20 protein-coding genes and 2 pseudogenes are annotated in these 15781 nt (G+C 68.8%); 10 read left to right on the top strand and 12 right to left on the bottom strand.

The features are described from left to right. Positions 1–422 precede the first annotated feature (422 nt). Together LE548_RS43930 and LE548_RS43925 are read left to right on the top strand one after the other, a co-directional pair. On the top strand, positions 423–764 hold the full coding sequence (locus LE548_RS43930; RefSeq protein ID WP_225102645.1) for a hypothetical protein: 342 nt from the start codon (positions 423–425) through the stop codon (positions 762–764). Between the two features lie 297 nt (positions 765–1061). Then, positions 1062–1835 (top strand): hypothetical protein, encoded by a 774-nt coding sequence (locus LE548_RS43925; RefSeq protein WP_225102644.1) that lies wholly within the window; start codon positions 1062–1064, stop codon positions 1833–1835. Positions 1836–2067: 232 nt separating this feature from the next. Here the strand turns inward: LE548_RS43925 and LE548_RS43920 are convergent, their stop codons facing one another. Next, positions 2068–2286 (bottom strand): hypothetical protein, encoded by a 219-nt coding sequence (locus LE548_RS43920; RefSeq protein ID WP_225102643.1) that lies wholly within the window; start codon positions 2284–2286, stop codon positions 2068–2070. A gap of 234 nt (positions 2287–2520) precedes the next feature. Between LE548_RS43920 and LE548_RS43915 the strand changes: the two genes are divergently transcribed. The 4 genes from LE548_RS43915 to LE548_RS43900 all read left to right on the top strand — a co-directional run bounded on the left by LE548_RS43915 (position 2521) and on the right by LE548_RS43900 (position 5416). Next, positions 2521–2961, top strand: coding sequence for a VOC family protein (locus LE548_RS43915; protein ID WP_225102642.1), 441 nt, complete (start codon positions 2521–2523; stop codon positions 2959–2961). A gap of 116 nt (positions 2962–3077) precedes the next feature. After that, positions 3078–3353 carry a hypothetical protein gene (locus LE548_RS43910; RefSeq protein WP_225102641.1) on the top strand — a complete coding sequence of 92 codons (276 nt, stop codon included), beginning with the start codon at positions 3078–3080 and terminating at the stop codon, positions 3351–3353. Between the two features lie 390 nt (positions 3354–3743). Then, positions 3744–4124 carry a helix-turn-helix domain-containing protein gene (locus tag LE548_RS43905; RefSeq protein ID WP_225102640.1) on the top strand — a complete coding sequence of 127 codons (381 nt, stop codon included), beginning with the start codon at positions 3744–3746 and terminating at the stop codon, positions 4122–4124. A 293-nt stretch (positions 4125–4417) separates the two neighbouring features. After that, entirely contained in the window at positions 4418–5416 is a 999-nt protein-coding gene (locus LE548_RS43900) for a DDE-type integrase/transposase/recombinase (RefSeq protein WP_225102639.1), read from the top strand. A gap of 43 nt (positions 5417–5459) precedes the next feature. On the opposite strand, the gene LE548_RS43895 is transcribed toward LE548_RS43900, so the two are convergent. Further along, complete coding sequence (locus LE548_RS43895; RefSeq protein WP_225102638.1) at positions 5460–5789, bottom strand: hypothetical protein; 330 nt, start codon at positions 5787–5789, stop codon at positions 5460–5462. A gap of 173 nt (positions 5790–5962) precedes the next feature. On the opposite strand from LE548_RS43895, the pseudogene LE548_RS46905 reads away from it, so the two are divergent. Then, positions 5963–6734: pseudogene (locus LE548_RS46905) on the top strand (ExeA family protein). Between the two features lie 50 nt (positions 6735–6784). Here the strand turns inward: LE548_RS46905 and LE548_RS43880 are convergent. The 3 genes and pseudogenes from LE548_RS43880 to LE548_RS43870 form a co-directional block, all read right to left on the bottom strand. Beyond that, complete coding sequence (locus tag LE548_RS43880) at positions 6785–7333, bottom strand: IS30 family transposase (RefSeq protein WP_225102636.1); 549 nt, start codon at positions 7331–7333, stop codon at positions 6785–6787. An 86-nt stretch (positions 7334–7419) separates the two neighbouring features. Next, positions 7420–7548 (bottom strand): annotated as a pseudogene (locus LE548_RS43875) (IS30 family transposase); the annotation flags it as partial. 209 nt (positions 7549–7757) lie between these two features. Continuing rightward, positions 7758–8354, bottom strand: coding sequence for a TetR/AcrR family transcriptional regulator (locus LE548_RS43870; RefSeq protein ID WP_225102635.1), 597 nt, complete (start codon positions 8352–8354; stop codon positions 7758–7760). A gap of 166 nt (positions 8355–8520) precedes the next feature. Between LE548_RS43870 and LE548_RS43865 the strand changes: the two genes are divergently transcribed. Further along, positions 8521–9483, top strand: a complete 963-nt coding sequence (locus LE548_RS43865; protein ID WP_225102634.1) for a chlorophyllase — start codon at positions 8521–8523, stop codon at positions 9481–9483. Positions 9484–9939: 456 nt separating this feature from the next. Here the strand turns inward: LE548_RS43865 and LE548_RS43860 are convergent, their stop codons facing one another. From LE548_RS43860 to LE548_RS46900, 5 genes are all read right to left on the bottom strand, one after another. Next, positions 9940–10773, bottom strand: coding sequence for a PIG-L family deacetylase (locus tag LE548_RS43860; protein WP_225102633.1), 834 nt, complete (start codon positions 10771–10773; stop codon positions 9940–9942). Between the two features lie 408 nt (positions 10774–11181). Further along, positions 11182–11577 carry a hypothetical protein gene (locus LE548_RS43855; protein WP_225102632.1) on the bottom strand — a complete coding sequence of 132 codons (396 nt, stop codon included), beginning with the start codon at positions 11575–11577 and terminating at the stop codon, positions 11182–11184. Between the two features lie 39 nt (positions 11578–11616). Then, the gene (locus LE548_RS43850) at positions 11617–11919 is read right to left on the bottom strand and encodes a hypothetical protein (protein WP_263637275.1); all 303 of its coding nucleotides are present in this window, start codon (positions 11917–11919) and stop codon (positions 11617–11619) included. A 58-nt stretch (positions 11920–11977) separates the two neighbouring features. Continuing rightward, a complete protein-coding gene (locus LE548_RS43845) occupies positions 11978–12313 on the bottom strand; it encodes a hypothetical protein (RefSeq protein ID WP_225102630.1) in 336 nt (111 codons plus the stop codon). Beyond that, entirely contained in the window at positions 12273–12449 is a 177-nt protein-coding gene (locus LE548_RS46900; protein WP_374116261.1) for a hypothetical protein, read from the bottom strand. The genes LE548_RS43845 and LE548_RS46900 overlap by 41 nt, the downstream gene beginning before the upstream one ends. Positions 12450–12556: 107 nt before the next feature. Between LE548_RS46900 and LE548_RS43840 the strand changes: the two genes are divergently transcribed. Further along, on the top strand, positions 12557–12961 hold the full coding sequence (locus LE548_RS43840; RefSeq protein WP_308031167.1) for a transposase family protein: 405 nt from the start codon (positions 12557–12559) through the stop codon (positions 12959–12961). Between the two features lie 87 nt (positions 12962–13048). On the opposite strand, the gene LE548_RS43835 is transcribed toward LE548_RS43840, so the two are convergent. Together LE548_RS43835 and LE548_RS43830 are read right to left on the bottom strand one after the other, a co-directional pair. After that, positions 13049–13930, bottom strand: a complete 882-nt coding sequence (locus LE548_RS43835) for an N-acetyltransferase (RefSeq protein ID WP_225102629.1) — start codon at positions 13928–13930, stop codon at positions 13049–13051. A 252-nt stretch (positions 13931–14182) separates the two neighbouring features. Beyond that, positions 14183–14635: a hypothetical protein gene (locus LE548_RS43830; protein WP_225102628.1), complete on the bottom strand. Its 453-nt coding sequence runs from the start codon at positions 14633–14635 to the stop codon at positions 14183–14185. Between the two features lie 199 nt (positions 14636–14834). Here LE548_RS43830 and LE548_RS43825 point away from each other — a divergent pair, with 199 nt between their 5' ends. Continuing rightward, on the top strand, positions 14835–15185 hold the full coding sequence (locus LE548_RS43825; RefSeq protein WP_225102627.1) for a hypothetical protein: 351 nt from the start codon (positions 14835–14837) through the stop codon (positions 15183–15185). Positions 15186–15781 lie beyond the last annotated feature (596 nt).

The following is a 15781-nucleotide window of genomic DNA, read 5'->3' as shown; positions in this document are numbered from 1 at the left end:
CACCGGCCACACGGTGGTCGTTGAGTCGGACCTTGGCCACGACGACTACTACGTCGCGGGCTACGCCGGATCCCTGACCTCCTTCACCTACAACCACGACGCTCTCCTGTACTGCTGACGCCCAGCGAAGCATCGCGAGTGCCCCCCCCTCTGCACCGACATGGTGGAGGGGCCCGTCCCTTCGCCGAGGCCGCGCAGGCCGCCGTCACCGCGCACGCCGAAGGTTCCGGGGAGAACCGCTACGAGCTGGAGCAGGCCGTGAAGAAAGCGGTCCGGCATGCCGGGCAGGATCCAGCCGAGTAGACAGAGGCGAAGTCAGCGCGCTCCCGGCGACCGGAGCAATCAACCGCCGGCCGGTCATGCGCCGACAGCGCGGGGCGGCCGCGCCGATCGCCGTGCCACGGCAATCCAGGCTGACCCTCATGACGATGACGGCCGATGCGCAGCAGCTGGACGGAATCGCGCGAGCCCTCAACCGGCGCGAGTGGATCCCTTCCCAGGAGGAAGTCGCCGTCGGCGCCGCGTTCCTGCAGGAGGTACAGGCGGCGGATGCCGGCCAGTCCTTTCCCCGGGTGCCGGGGACGGATGACCGGCTGCGTACGGTGGACGTCGCGGTGCTCGTCACGCTGGTCTCCAGGATCGAGGAGGTACTGCTGCCGCTGTGGCGGCTGCCGAGGGCCTCCCCCGTGATCGATCTGGTCGAACTCTATGTCCGGGGAGCCCAGCCGATCATGCAGCAGGCCGATGCCGTCCTCGCGGCTTGACACGGAGCCGCTTTCCGGGAGCCCACCGCTGAGGACATCGCGTCCGAGGAGCATCGGCTCGGGTCCCCGCCGAAGAGGCCGCCGTCTGGCGGTTCAACGAGGCCCACCAGTGGGAGTCGCAGCCCGAGCGACGCGACATGTGGACCGAGCTGATGCCTGCGTGGTCGCGCCTGGTGGTGGTGTGCTCGGTGATGTCCGCCGCGGTCACCGGGGACGTGGAGTACTGACTCGCCCTGGCGGCTGTCCGGAGCCGGACTCCCGTGCCACAGCCACTCGTTGGGTGACATGCTGCCTGCCATGACATCGCCCCCGCACGAACTGCTGGAGCCCCGGTTCCCGTACGGGCAGCACTCCGCGGTGGAGGTCGTCGCCGAGTCGGCTCCCGGTCCGGACGGTGTCCTGCGGGTGACCCTCACCGTCCACCCCGCCGGCGCGTTCCTCGACCCGTACGCCGGTGCCGCCGAGCCCTGGACCCGGGTGGTCTACCTCCAGCCGGGCCCGTGCCAGGTGACCATGGACCGCCTCGGTGTCCGTAACCACGGCATCCTGGCCACGCAGGAGGCGTCGGTGGTCGTGATGCGGGCGCTCGGACCGGCCGGCCTGGAGGTGGACCAGCTCATGTGGCGGCTGCCCGGAGTCCTGATCACATCGGCGTTCGAGCCGGAACGATGCGTGGTGGCCGTGCTTACCGAGGACGACCCTGTACGCCACGGTTACCAGTTCAAGGTCACGGCCGAGGAAACCGTCCCGGCCCTGATGCCGCTGTACTCCTCGGCCGTCTACGGCTGGCTGAGGTGGTGGCTGGCCGAGAACGGCTCCCCGAAACGCACCGGAAAGGCACTCCCTCCGCCGCCCGGCCGACTGGTGATGCGGTACGCCGGGCAGGATCACCGGCTGCGCATCACCGGCATCGAACGGGCCCGCTGGCCCTACCCGCCGCCGAAGGGCACGTCACAACAGTGGCTTGAGGCGTCGGAAGCCCGCAAGGACCAGATGCGGAAGCAGTGGAGTCAGCCGGACGACTGGAATCCTCCGCCCGACGATGGGCCCGACCCCACGGAACACCGCTGAACGACAGGATCCCGCCGCGGACGTTAGCGCGGCCTACCGCCGGTCGGGCCATGCGTCCAGCACGTCGCCGTTGTCCTCGTCTGACAGGGTGACGCGGGCGCCGGGCATGGTGCCCCGTACAGGCCGAGCCAGTCACGGAACTTGTCCCGGGCGACGTCCTCACTCCCCCACCAGCCGTGCTGCACCGGCCGCTCACGGGCGGCGAGCAGCAGGTGGTAGTGGCCCGGGCTGGTCATGCGAGCCGGATCCCTCTCGCCCGGCCCGGCGTGCGAACGATCGCCTGCTTCGTCTCCAGCTCGACCAGTTGATAGTGGACGCTGGCCCGGCTGCGCATGCCGACCGCGTCCCCGATCTCCCGCACCGTCGGCGCCTCGCCGCGGTCGGCGATCGTCTGCCGGATACAGCGCAGGACGCGCTCCTGGGTGTCGGTGAGGTGCTCTACACGGTGCATACTGGGATTAGAGCGCGTGTTCGAATTCTTCGGCAAGCGGACACACGGCACAGCACAGAGGAGCGGGCAGGTTGTCCTGTGCCACCGAACCTTGAGCGTGTGCCAACGGAATTTGAGTGGTGCAGGCCGCTCGCTGAGATTCGTGGCGCAGGATGTCGAGAACGTGCCACCGGCTCCGTCCCAGGGGCATCAGCGGTTACCACCGGCCCGCACGCGGAAGAAGGAGAATCCAGCATGGCGATTCAGCGGATGGACAACGTCGGCATCGTCGTCGAGGACATGGATGCCGCCATCGCGTTCTTCGTGGAACTCGGTATGGAGCTGGAGGGCAGGGCGGAGGTCGAGGGTCTCGTCGCCGACCAGTGCACCGGACTCGACGGCGTCCGCTGCGACATCGCGATGCTTCGGACCCCGGACGGCCACAGCCGGCTTGAGCTGGCGAAGTACCGCAGTCCCGCGGCGATCAGCGCCGGGCCGCGCAACAGGCCGCACAACATCCTGGGCACGCACCGCGTCATGTTCGCCGTCGACGACATCGAGGACACCGTTGCCCGCTTGCGCACTCACAGCGCCGAACTCGTCGGCGAGTTGGCACAGTACGAGGACAGCTACCGGCTCTGCTACGTCCGGGGCCCCGAGGGCATCATCGTCGGACTGGCCGAGCAGCTGAGCTGAAGGGTGGCGGGGATCCGGTGCACCCGCAAGCCCTCCGGCCACCACCCTTGGCGACCAAGCCCCCGCCACCCAAACGTCGTTGGCACACGCTCAAGGTTCGGTGGCACAGGACACAGGTGAACCAGCCGACCTCGCGTCTGGACATGCTGCGGTTCGCCCACCGCGTCGTCGAGCAGCAGACCGCGCGGCAGCCGGCCCTCATCGACCGGTGGATCGCCGACGAGGAGCGCCGCGAGCGCGAACGGCGGCAGGGCGAGGAGCGCCGACCGCCGGAGCCGGAGTGGCTGATCCAGTACGGGCTCAACCGCAGCAACATCGACGCCGTACACGTGGGCGGCTGCTGGGCGGCCACCAAGAGCGGGCGGTGCCGCCCGGCGACCCGGTGTAGATAGCCACCCAGGATGCTGATGAGCGGGCGGTGTTGTGCCACTGATGGTGGTGATGGTGGGGAATTGGTGCTGGAGGGTTGATCTTCGGGGTGCTGGGCGGCACCGTGACCATGACCTGCGCATGATCGTGGCCCTCCCGCTCGTTTGCCGGCGTCCGGGAGGGCCACGTGAGCGCCATCGGAGGGCGCTTTGGTCACGGTAGAGGTGACAACTTCGGTTGTCGAACGGCGTCTGTCGGCGGGCGAGTTGTCGTGTCCGGGCTGCGGTGGGGTACTGGCCCGGTGGGGCTGGGGCCGGTCGCGTCGGCTGCGGGGGCCGGCCGGGGTGGTGGACGCCCGTCCGCGGCGGGCGAGGTGTCGTTCCTGCGAGGAGACGCACATTCTGCTGCCGGCCTTGTCCCTGGTCAGACGAGCGGACGCGGCCGAGGTCGTCGGGGCCGGGCTGGAGCTGGCGGCGGTCGGCTGGGGGTCGCGGCGGATCGCCGAGCGGCTGGGCAGGCCGGTGACGACGGTGCGGGGCTGGCTGCGGTGCTGGTCACGCCGGGCTGGCCGCGCGACGGAGGTGTTTACCGCGTGGCTGGTCGCGCTGGCCGACGATCCTGCCCAGGTGTTGCCGGCGCCGGCGGGGTCGGCGGTCGCCGACGCGGTCTGCGCGGTGACCGGGTTCGCCTTCGCGGTCAGGGCGAGGTCGGGGATGTTGAAGGTGCCTACCTGGTTGCTGGTGTCGGCGGCCTGCCACGGGCGGCTGCCGGCGCCGGGCTGGCCGCCGGCCTGACCACGTAGACGATCAACACGAGCTCACCCTGGCGGGAGCGGTGGGGCCGGTTCCATTCTGGCGGCTGGCATGTCCGCAACCGTCCTGGGAGGGCTTCGGATGGCGTTGGTCGATGAGGAGGAGCGACGGCGGGCCGAGCGGGCTCATCAAGTCGCGTTGTTCCGTTATCAGTTGATCCGCGAGGCGGCCGACGCTGCCCTGAGTCCGCGGCAGCGCGGGGCGATGGTCCGCGCGATCGCCGCGAAAGGCACACGGATCCGTTCGGGAAGCCGGTCAAGATCACACGCGGGACGGTGGACCGCTGGCTCAAGCTCTGGCGCGAGGGCGGCTTCGATGCGCTGCTGCCGCCGACCCGCCAGGTCGCCCCGCGCACGCCGGAGGAGGTCCTCGACCTGGCCGCGGCCTTGAAGCGGGAGAACCCGTCGCGGTCGACCGCGCAGGTGGTGCGGATCCTGCAGCAGCACCTTGGGGGCCCGTCTTACCGCACCGTCCACCGGCACCTGCAGCGGCTGGAGCTGCTGACCCGCCCGGACGGGCAGCCGCCGGAGGCGTTCGGCCGGTTCGAGGCCACGCGGCCGAACGAGCTCTGGGTCGGGGACGCCCTGCACGGGCCGAAGATCGCAGGCCACAAGGCCTACCTTTTCGCGTTCGTCGACGACCACAGCCGGGCGGTGGTCGGCCATCGCTGGGGCGGCGCGGAGGACAGCGTTCGCCTGGCCGCGGCGCTTCGGCCGGCGCTGGCCGCCCGCGGCGTCCCCGGAGGCGGCTACGTCGACAACGGGAGCGCGTTCGTGGATTCCGCCCTACTCAGAGCATGCGCGAGGCTCGGGATCAAGCTCATCCACTCCACCCCGGGACGGCCGCAGGGCCGCGGGAAGGTGGAGCGCTTCTTTCGAACAGTCCGGGAACAGTTCCTGGTCGAGGTCGACACGGAGAAGGCCAAGACCGCCACGGTCTCGCTCCAGTCCAACACCTACAACGTCGACGCGTCACTGGTCGGGCGGCAGGTCGAGCTGGTCTTCGACCCCTTCGACCTGACCGACATCGACGTCCGCTTCGGCGGCCGCTCGTTCGGCAAGGCGATCCCGCACCAGATCACCCGCCACGCGCACCCCAAAGCGAAGCCCGAGACCCCCGCCGCGGCCCCGCCCGCGCCGACCGGGATCGACTACCTGCGGCTGTTCGACACCGAGGGCACGAAGGAGCTCGGCCGGCGGATCAACTACAAGGTCTTCCTGCCGGGACAGGACCAGCCGACCCCGGCTGTCGACCTGAGCGAGGAAAGCTCGTGACCAGCGGTAATCAGGTCCACGAAGGGCCTGTCCCACGAGCCGGTCACGCGGACGCCTGGGCGCCTGGTTCTGGGGTCGGCTGGAAATCGACGAAGAAGGTGCCGGGGTTGCCGGGCACGACACGGCAACTGAAGTGGCGCCCGAGCAGCGAACCGACCTCGGTCTTGAGGTTCTGCGAGAGAACGGCGGCCGAGCTCACGTACTTGTTCGTCGGGTCGTCGACGGCATGGGCGTCGACGAGCGCTCCGCGGATCCCGGTCACGACGTATTCGACTCGTCGACCGCCGCTGAGGTCGGGCTCCTCGCCCTCGTGGTCGCAGTTCATTACGTGGGCGAGCACGTCACCCAAGCCGGTCTTCGGATGGTCGTTCATGAGCGCACACGCTACTTGGCTGCGATCGCAGCCGCACCGGGCCTGCGACTCTCGGGCCCGCTTCTACTGCCGGGCGGAGCAGGACGCGGCGAACTGGACTGCGCAGTCGCCTACTTGGAGAGGATAGACGGACATTGATTGACAAACTGACCGCGCACTGGGGCTTCACGCGCATGCCGTTCGGCAAGGACCTGGCGCCCTCGATGCTGCACCGGCACTCTGCCCACGCACAGGCCGTCGCCCGGATCACCTGGTGCATCGGCGAACGCGCCCTCGGAGTGATCACCGGCGAGGTCGGCGCGGGCAAGACCGTCGCGGTTCGGGCGTCGCTCGCGCAGCTGGACCACCCCCGTCACAAGGTCATCTACCTGGCCAATCCCGCGGTCGGCGTCGCTGGCATCCACCACGCGATCGTCACCTCGCTCGGCGGCGTCCCCCGACCACGAGTCGACGCTGATTCCGCAGGCCACCGACCTGCTGGCCACCGAGAACAACGAGCGCGGACGCGTCCCCATCCTGATCATCGAGGAGGCCCACCTCCTGGACCACGAGCAGTTGGAGGCGATCCGGATGCTGACCAACGACGAGATGGACTCCAACAGCCCTCTGGCTTGCCTGCTGATCGGCCAGCCGACTTTGCGGCATAAGATCAAGCTCGGCGTTCTGGCGGCTCTGGACCAGCGGATCCAGGTCCGCTACAACATGCCGTCGATGAACGGCGAGGAGACCGCCTCCTACCTGGTCCACCACCTCGCGCTCGCCGGCCGGACCGACACCCTCTTCTCCGACGACGCGATCACGCTGATCCACAACACCGCCCGCGGCTATCCCCGCGCTGTCAACAATCTCGCCGTCCAGGCCCTGCCGTCCGCCTACGCCGAGGGCAAGCCGATCGTCGACGAGACCGGTGCCAGAGCCGCCGTCGCCGAGGTCACCGCCGAATGACGACCGCGCCCATCCTAGGCACCGTCAACTTCCCAGTGACACGATGAACATCAAACAGCCCGCTGGAACCCCACCAGCGGGCTCTCTTCATCCCCGAACATCACCATCGTGAGTGGCAAACCCGTCACGATTTTGAACAGCAGCCAACAGCCGTCGGGCAGCGCGACGATGGCCGTGTAGCGGCTGGTGCGCTCGACCGTCGTGGCGACGGCCGAGGGCCGGGTGCCCATCACGAGGTCGCCCTCCCAGTGGCCGGGAACCTTGCGGTCCTCGACCTCGGCGGGGCGGGCGGTGATGGACACCATGCCGCGGATGATGCCCCGCCCGGTGGGCCGGCGGGTGATCTTCGGACGGCGCATGGGCCTGCCTGACCGCAGCCGCTGGGTGAGGCCGCGGTCGATCGCCTGGCGCCGGCGAGGGTCGTATAGCGACAGGTAGATCGCCTCGTGCGAGATCTGCATGGAGGCGTCACCAGGGAACTGCCGTCGCAGCCATCCTGCGATCTGCTCGGGTGACCAGCACAGGGCCAGCTTGGCTTCCACCAGGGCGCGTAGAGCAGGCCGTTGGGCGAGCTTGGCCTGCTTGGGCCGGCCGCCCACGCGCGTAGGCGGCCGCATCGGCCGAGGCGGCTCTCGCGGGAGACGGTCGAAGGGGATCGGCCCAGCCGCTTGGCCAGATGCCGGGCCGATTCCCCGGCGGCGATGCCGCGGGATATCTCCTCGCGCTCGCTGCCACTCAGATGCCGCTCTGACCGCGTTTGCGGGGTAAGGCGGACCCCGCCGCTCTGGTACAGGAAGCGACGGACGTGCTGCATTGGCGCCCCGAGTGCCCGCCCGATCAAGCTGAACGACTGACCATCGCGCCAGCGTCTCCATATCTCGTCCTACTGAGCTGGCGAAAACCCGTAGTCACGCACCTGCGCCTCCACGATCACATGATCATCCCGTGGGTGGTGCGTTGATCACTTGAGGGCGCCGTCGTTTGTGAGAGCGTTGCCCTCCAGGGGTTCACCGGTTCGTTCCGTCAGGCAGGCTGGGGTTGCCGGAGTCCCTGGAGGAGCAGTTCGATCAATCGGCGGGGGTCGTAGCGCGGGTCGCTGTCGCGTCCGATGCACAGGTTGCCGATGCCGCGCATCAGCTCGTAGGGCTGCGTGCCGGGCCGGATGTCGCCGGCGTCGACCGCGGCGCCGAGCAGCTGCGCGCACACGGGTTCCAGGCGGTCGAGGAAGTAGGTGTGCAGCGCGGCGAAGCGGCTGCTGTCCGACTGCAGGGCGTCGGCGAGTCCGTGCTTGGTGACCAGGAAGTCGACGAAGAGGTCGATCCACTGGCGGAGCGCCTCGAACGGAGAGTCGGCGTCGGCCAGCAGGCTTGAGCCTGCCTCGGCGCATGCCTCGATCTGGTGACGGTAGACGGCGGTGACCAGATCCGCCCGGGTCGGGAAGTGGCGGTAGATCGTCCCCATCCCGACGCCCGCTTTGGCCGCGATCTGGCGGATCGGCGCGTCGACGCCCGAGGTGACGAAGACCTCGGCGGCGGCGCTGAGCAGCGTCTGCTGGTTGCGTACCGCGTCGGCCCGCTTGGTTCGGGCCGACGCCTTCCCGGTTGGGCTCTCGGTGGACACGAGGCTTCCTTTCCATCACCGTTTGACAAAGCGGAACATCGCTCCGAATAATAAAGGGAGCAACGTTCCGTTTCAGGTTAGCTGAGGTCGGACACGCCTGACCACTCGCCTGCCACCGCCCGGCTTGGTGCCGGCAACGGCGCAGGCTCCAGAAGGGCCCCCCGCCATGACTGCATCAACCGACACCGCCGCCGCCTTCGGCTCGCCCGCTCCCGTCCTGTCGTACAGCCCCGTGGTCCTGTCCGTGCCCGGACGGCCCGTGGACCTCCAGGTCCGTGTCTCCGCGCCCGCCACCGGGACCGGCCTGCCCGTCATCCTGCTGTCCCACGGCCACGGCGGCTCCAACAACCTGTCCTCGCTGAACGGGTACGCGCCCATCGCCAATCTCTGGGCGGCAGCCGGGTTCGTCGTCATCCAGCCCACCCACCTCAGCTCCCGCACACTGAGCCGTCAGCTCGCCGACACCCCCGGAGCCCCCTTCTTCTGGCGCTCCCGTGCCGAGGACATGAGCCACGTCCTCGACCGGCTCGACGAGATCGAGAAGACCGTGCCGCAGCTCGCCGGGCGCATCGACCACGACAAGATCACGGTCGCCGGGCACTCCCTCGGCGGCCACACCGCCAGCCTCCTGCTGGGCGCCCGCAGCGCCGACCCCGACACCGGGGAGGAAGTGAACCTGACCGAGCCCCGGATCAAGGCGGGCGTGCTGCTGGCCGCACCGGGCAGGGGCGGCGACATCCTCAACGGACCGATGGCCGAGATGGTGCCGTTCTTCAACTCCACCGACTTCTCCACGATGGCCACGCCCACCCTGGTCGTCGCTGGCGACCAGGACGACTCCAAGCACTTCACCGACGTCGGCCCCGACTGGCACACCGACCCCTACCGTCTGGCCCCGGCACCCAAGACCCTGCTCACCCTCTTCGGCGCCGAGCACCTGCTCGGCGGCATCTCCGGATACGACGCCGACGAGACCACCGACGAGAGCCCCGAGCGGGTCGCCGCCCTCGCGCGCCTCACCTCGGCCTACCTGCGCACCCAGTTCCAGCCCGACGACCACGCCTGGCAGGCGGCGTGCGAGGCGCTCACGACTGGGGCCGCCCCGGCCGGACGGGTGGAATTCAAGTAGGCAGCCGTGGCGAAGCCCTACAGCGGGCGGTCCGCATCGTTGTCATCACCGACTGGGCCGTGCCCGTCCCGCACCGGGACGGGCATGCCCCGCGTCGTCCAGAGAACCACGGCCTTCCCGCATTCGCACCGGCCCCATACAAGTCAAAGGGGCCCGCGGCTACCCGTCCTCGTCGTTGCCGGTCTCGTCGTCGCTGTACGGATCGCGTAGCTGCCGCAGGCCCGGCGCCACTGCGGTCTATCTTGATCGGAGCAGACCGCCGGGCTTGTGACCTGCCTGTCGCACGCCTTCCGAGTCGGCAGTGCGGGCACGCGTCGACGCCGTCGGCGAGGGCCTACCGGCCTGGTCGCGGGCTGCAGGAGCGGAACCCGCGTGGGTAAGTCTCCAGGTGTGTGACGCACTCGATCGTGCCGTGCGGCTGATGAGCGCTCCAGGGCTCCGCCCCGGATGAGTGGATCAGCGCAGTCCGGCGAAGAGATCGTTCTCGGGTACGGCCTCGCCGGTGGCGTCCTGGACACGTACGAAGGTCTCCATGCCCATCAACTCGCCGAACCTCTCCATGCCCATCCTGAGGAAGAAGATGTTCTCGCCCTGGCTGGCGTGCGCGGCCAGCGCGTCGAACTTCTGGCCGCTAAACGCGGTGGTGTCCACCCACGTGGTGATCTCATCGTCGGGAAGGCCAATCTCGGCCATCGCGGCGGCCTCGGCAGGATCCGGCTCCGGCATGTCCGGATGAAACTCGCGCATGATCTCGCCAAACCGCTGCATCATCGAGCGGGGCATCGTGGTCCAGTACACCTTCGGTGTCAGCGCGGTCATCTCCAGCGCCGCCATCGTGATGCGGTGGGCCTGGATGTGGTCGGGGTGGCCATAGAAGCCGTTCTCGTCGTAGGTGACGACCACATCAGGTCGGTAGTGCCGCATGAGTTCTGCCAGTCGGGCCGCGCCTTCCTCCACGGGGGTCTGCCAGAAGGATCCGGGGGCGTCGTTGCTCGGCCAGCCCGCCATCCCGGAGTCGGCATAGTCCAGCATCTCCAGCTCGCTGACCTTCAGGACGTCACAGCTCGCCTTGAGTTCTTGACGGCGCATCAATGCGACGGCCGCCGGATCGTGCCCGGGATCGCCCGGCTTGACACCCCCCGGTCCGTCACCGCAACCGCCGTCGGTACACGTCACGAGAACCGTGCGGATGCCCTCCGCCGCGTACCGCGCGAGAACCCCTCCGGTTCCGGTGGCCTCGTCGTCGGGGTGAGCGTGCACCGCCATGAGCGTCAAGGGCCGATCAGTCATCAAGAAGTCCTCCTGCAGAAATACGTCTTGGTCCGAGTGCGCGGCGGGCGTACCGCGATCCCGGGGCCCGGATCCTGTCGGGGCATTCGACCTTGTCGTCTCCAAGTTCCCCGCCCGTGCAGCGCCGGTCCCTCGGTCGATGCAACAGTGCCGGCCGGACCCGCTGTTCCCGGCGCGGCTGCACGTCTCAGCGCCAGGTCGGATCCGACTGCCATCCGGCACCAGACGTGAGATTCCGACACCAAACTTGAGACGCAATAGGAGCTGTAGGTTCTCACTTTCGGTGTCAGGTGCCGACGCTGTGACCTGGACGTTTCCCTTCAGTCTCACGACGTGTCGGCAGGCGGCTGTCTCAGATCGGTGTCATTTCCTCAGGCCGTCCAGCAGGCTGCAACGCTGCCCGGGGCTTCACGAACCTGCATCGGCAGCCATCCGTTCCACCCACTCACGCACCTTCACTGCTCGCTCGATGCGGCTGAAGATGTCCTTCTTGGACGCCGTGTCCAAGGTCTCCGGAATCTTGTCGAAGGTGTCGGGGAGGACGTCGAGCAGACCCCAGATCTGTTCGCCGGTGCTGACGGTCAGCAGCTGCTGGCACCTCCACTGCAGCGGCGTCTCGGGACGATGCGTGAGCCGCTGCACGAGCGTCGGGAACAGGTAGTGCGTCGCCTCCGCGGCGAGGTGCTCTCGGAGCCAGTCGACCGGGAACCGCTGGCTGAAGCTGCGCATGGCGGCCTCCTGGGCCAAGTCCAGGAGCTGAGCAGTGTCGACGGCTCGGACGGTGCGGGGAAGGGTAGAGGTCATGGCGCGATGATGCCAAGAAGCCTCTGCGGCGCCGAGAGGTCAGCTGGGCTGAGATGCGATCTGCTGACGAGCACGACTCCAGACTTCCTCGAACTCCTCGGAGGTGAGTTGTTCCGGGTCGTGGCCTTCCCATTCCGAGACGGGCAGCTCGGCGGTGATCCCGAACCTGCTGTCGTACTCATCCAGGCGGCCGACGTCGCGGGCCCGCTGCCACTCGGCGAGGGAGGCAGCTGCGATCGGGGACAGCTCAGGCCCTTTGAGTTCGACCTGCCGGATCACCCGGCCTTCAGAGTCGACCTCGAAGTAGAACCAGGTGTCTTCCTCATCCCAGTAACAGCGCATCCATGTGGTCACCAGGCCATGATGCCGGGCCAGATGCGCCGCGCTACTCCACTTTGTCTCATGGTTGAGCGATGAATCCTGCTGATCGGTCGAGCCGGAAAGGAGAACCGACCCGGGTTGGATCCCAGCCTTGATCCCGTGCCTCTCGAATGCTGGCAGCAACGTGAGCTGGACGAACGGGCTCCGTCTCGACGCCCACCCAGTTACTGGGATGGGCCTGGCCGCTGGTGACGATCAAAATCGTGCCCGGCTGGCTGCCGCTGGCCGCTTCGACCGCGTAGGTCATCGGTGTCCAGCAAAGTCCCTGCATGTAGGAGGGCTTCCTGCGGATCCGCCAGCGGTACTCGATCCCGTCAACGGTTATGCGCCGGGAACCCTTCTTGTTCAGCGCCATCTTCCCTCCTCCGCTGTCGGACTCTAGCGCCGTGCAGCAGGTCCGTCTCAGCCGGAATCTTCCGGGCTGCCGTGACGACGCGTTCTCCGAAGGGGGTCAGCTTCATGGCGGTGCCGCGTTCAGCTCGTTTGAGCAGGGGCTGACCGAGGTCTCGTTCTAGCCGGTTGATCTGGTACCCACCGCCGCACCGGGACCGAGAACCGGAAGAACTACTCCGGCAAGCTCAAGTGCCACGGCCTGCTCGTGATCGCGCTCACCGACGACAAGGGCCGCCTGGTCTGGGTGAGCGCGGTCCGGCCCGGACGCACCTCGGAGATCACCGCCTGCCGCCACGACAAACTGACCGCCCACCTGCGCGCGGCCGGCCTCGGCGCGATCGCCGACCTGGGCTTCGTCGGCCTCGACGACAGCGGCCCGGACACGGACCTGGCGGTGATCACCGGCTACAAGGCGGCCCACAACCGGCCCCTGACCAGGGGCCAGAAGCTGTCTAACAAGGCGCTGGCCGCGGTACGGGCCCCGGTCGAGCACGGCTTCGCGCACCTGAAGAACTGGCGCGTGCTCGGCACGGTCCGCACCCACCCGAGGTGGGCGACCGCGCTGGTGCGGGCCCTGCTCGTCCTGACGAACCGGGAAGTCGCCCGCTGACCGGCGATCACCACCGATCGTTCTGGCTCTCGCCTGGGCCTACCACCGGCGGCGTCGCCCTTGCCTGACGCAGGGCAGGCGCCGGGTTCAGACGTAGGTCCTGCGCCACTGGTCGGCCGCGCCGAGAAGGGTCATGCCGGCGGAGGTGTAGGCCTGCATGGCGCCGGTGTTGTGGGTGTCCACGTCGACGCCGACCGTGCGGTGGCCGCGGGCGCGGAGGAGGCTGAATGCGGTGGTGAGGAGTTGGGCGCCGAGGCCGTGGCGGCGGTGGGCGGGGTGGACGCCGAACCAGGCGATCCAGGCGCGGTCGACGGGGTCGCGGGCGATGAGGGCGCCGGCGGGGACGCTGTCGAGTTCGGCGAGGAGCCACAAGTCGGGGTGGTAGCCCTCGCGTCGGCGCTGGGCGTGGTGGAAGGCGTCGAAGTCCGGGTGGGGGTGCTCCGGGTCGTCGGTGAAGGCCTCGTTCAGCACGGAGTGGACGGTGCGGAGGTCGGTCTCGTTCCGGGCCGCGCGCACCGCGGGCGCGGGGTGCTCGGGGAGGCGGATGGCGTCCAGGTCGACGGTGAGGCGGCTGCTGCTGTCCACGACGGTCCAGCCGCGGCTGAGGAGTTGGTCGTGGGGCAAGCAGCCAGGAAGCTGATACAGCGTCACCGGCGTGTCAGGGGTCGGGAGGTCGTGGGCGGCCCAGACGTCGAGGCGGTCCAGGAGCGTCGCGGTGACGGCAGGTGCATCCGGGGACGGGGCGACGACCAACTGGGCACGCAGCTCGCCCGGCTGAGGCGCGGGATGGAGGGCGGCGAAGCCGAGCAGGCCGCCGTCGGGGCCCGACGCGGTCCACGTGCGGGAGGGCAGGTCCAGGCCGGGGGCGGCCAGCATGCTGCGCGCCTCGGCGGGGCCGGACTCGCGGCGACCGACCGTCGCTTCCTCGCCCCGGCCGAGCAGTTCGGCGAGGGCGTCGACGTCCGCCACGCAAACGGCTCTCCACTCCATTCCCGCACTGTCGCAGGACGAGGCGATGGCCGCCAGCGGATTTAGGCGGCGCCGCGGCAGTGGGCAACGATGAGGGAGGACCGCCCACGCCTGCTCGTCCTTACAAACGGGGAAGTCGCCCGCTGACCGACGATCTCCACCGAAGTCACCCGCCCCTCACCAGCATGAGTACCCCCGGAGCCGACACACACCAGGCCCGTGACCTGTTACTTCACGATGCACACCACTCGGTCACAGGCGGGTGGCGAAGCGGCCGTCGGGCAGTTTGCGCAGCCAGCCGCGGTCGACGAGTCTGACCAACCTGCCGCGCAGCGGCTCCGGCTTGGCCCGCAAGGTGACGTCGACTCCCAGTATCTCGCCGACTTGGCGGGCCATGACTGGTCCGGCGGCCTGCCGCACGGCAGCGAGGATGCGCTGGTAGTCCAGCGGGAGCAGGGTCTCCTCCATGCCCGGCGTGCGGTGCGGGATCAGCATCACCGCCCGGCCGCCCACATTCCCCGGCGACGGGGCGACCGAGGCTCGTTCATCGGCAAGCTGTTCGCTCACCCGCTCAAGGACACGCTCGGCGACAGCGAGTTCGTCCCGCTCAGCCCGCACCTCTGCCAGCTGCTTGGCCAACCGTTCTTCGAGTTCATCCAGTTCCGTGCGCCGCGCGGCGATCCGTTCCAGCAGCTCGGGATCCACGCACCGGATCGTAGATGGCAGCCCCGCCCCAACGAGCTGGAACCAGCGAACCGTCCGGCTCCGTCAGACGATCTACACCGCACCTGCCTCAATTTCACCTTGCTTCCAAGATCACAACCGAACTAGCGCGATCACTACAACTGCGCAACTGAGGAAATGAGGTCTTGTGAAGGACACTGGCAGAAGCCGCAGTCGGGCAGTGACAGCCATCCCCGTCGCGGCGCTGGTCCTCTCCCTCCCCTTCATCGCTTCCCCCGCCGCGGGCGCGTCGCCCCAAGCGCCCGCCAGCGCGGCGGCAAAGGCGGTAGCCGTCGCCGGGAAGGGCCGCCCTGTCACGGATCCGCGCATCATCGCGATCGAGAAGAAGCAGGAAGTGCTCGACAAGATCGCCGGGCAGATCACTGAAGGGCTCTCCGAATCGGACCGGGCCAGGATTCCCGGCTTCACCGAGATCGAAGTCGACCCCGACCACAACAGCCTGCGCCTGCACTGGAAGGGCTCCCCGCCGCAGCTGTGCAGCGCATCCTTGCTCACCTGCCCAAGGGCGTGACCGCTTCGGTCCTTCCGGCCCGCTACTCCAAGGCCGATCTGCACGCGGCACGCAACAAGCTCCTGCGCGTCGGGAAGCCCGTGAATCTGCGCGTGGCTGGCGTATCGACCCCCATCCGCATCACCAGTCTCGGCGGGGCCGTGGATGGAAGTGCCCTCGACATCACTTATGCCGATGCCTCCGGTCCGGGTACGGCCGCCCCAAGGGATCACCTCGCGCCAGCTGCCCGCAAGGACCGTTCGCGCGAGGTCAAGGCCCTCACCGACCGACTGACGGGCATCAACACCGCCGCGAGTTACAAGGCTCCGCCCGCAGATGCCACAACCCCCACGACCCCGACCAGGCGTGCTGCCCCAGCAAGCCCCAGGGTGGGGGGCTCAACAGGCAGCATGACGCCGCCCCCTGGACCGGACGTTCCGGGCTGAAGAATCCCACCGGCGGTATCTGCTCCAGTGGCTTCGGCGTCAAGGACTACAAGGGGGTGAACATGCTGACCACCGCCGCCCACTGCAACGGGAATGAGCTGTCCCGAGTTTCGTAGAGTCCGGTGATCTTGTTTCAGGCGGACTGCAGGGCTTGCTCCTGGCTTCGCCAGA

Source organism: Streptomyces sp. CoH27 (assembly GCF_020181035.1).
In the GTDB taxonomy this organism is placed as follows: domain Bacteria; phylum Actinomycetota; class Actinomycetes; order Streptomycetales; family Streptomycetaceae; genus Streptomyces; species Streptomyces camelliae.
Note: the sequence above shows the minus strand (reverse complement) of the source record. Positions and strands in the feature narration are given on the sequence as shown.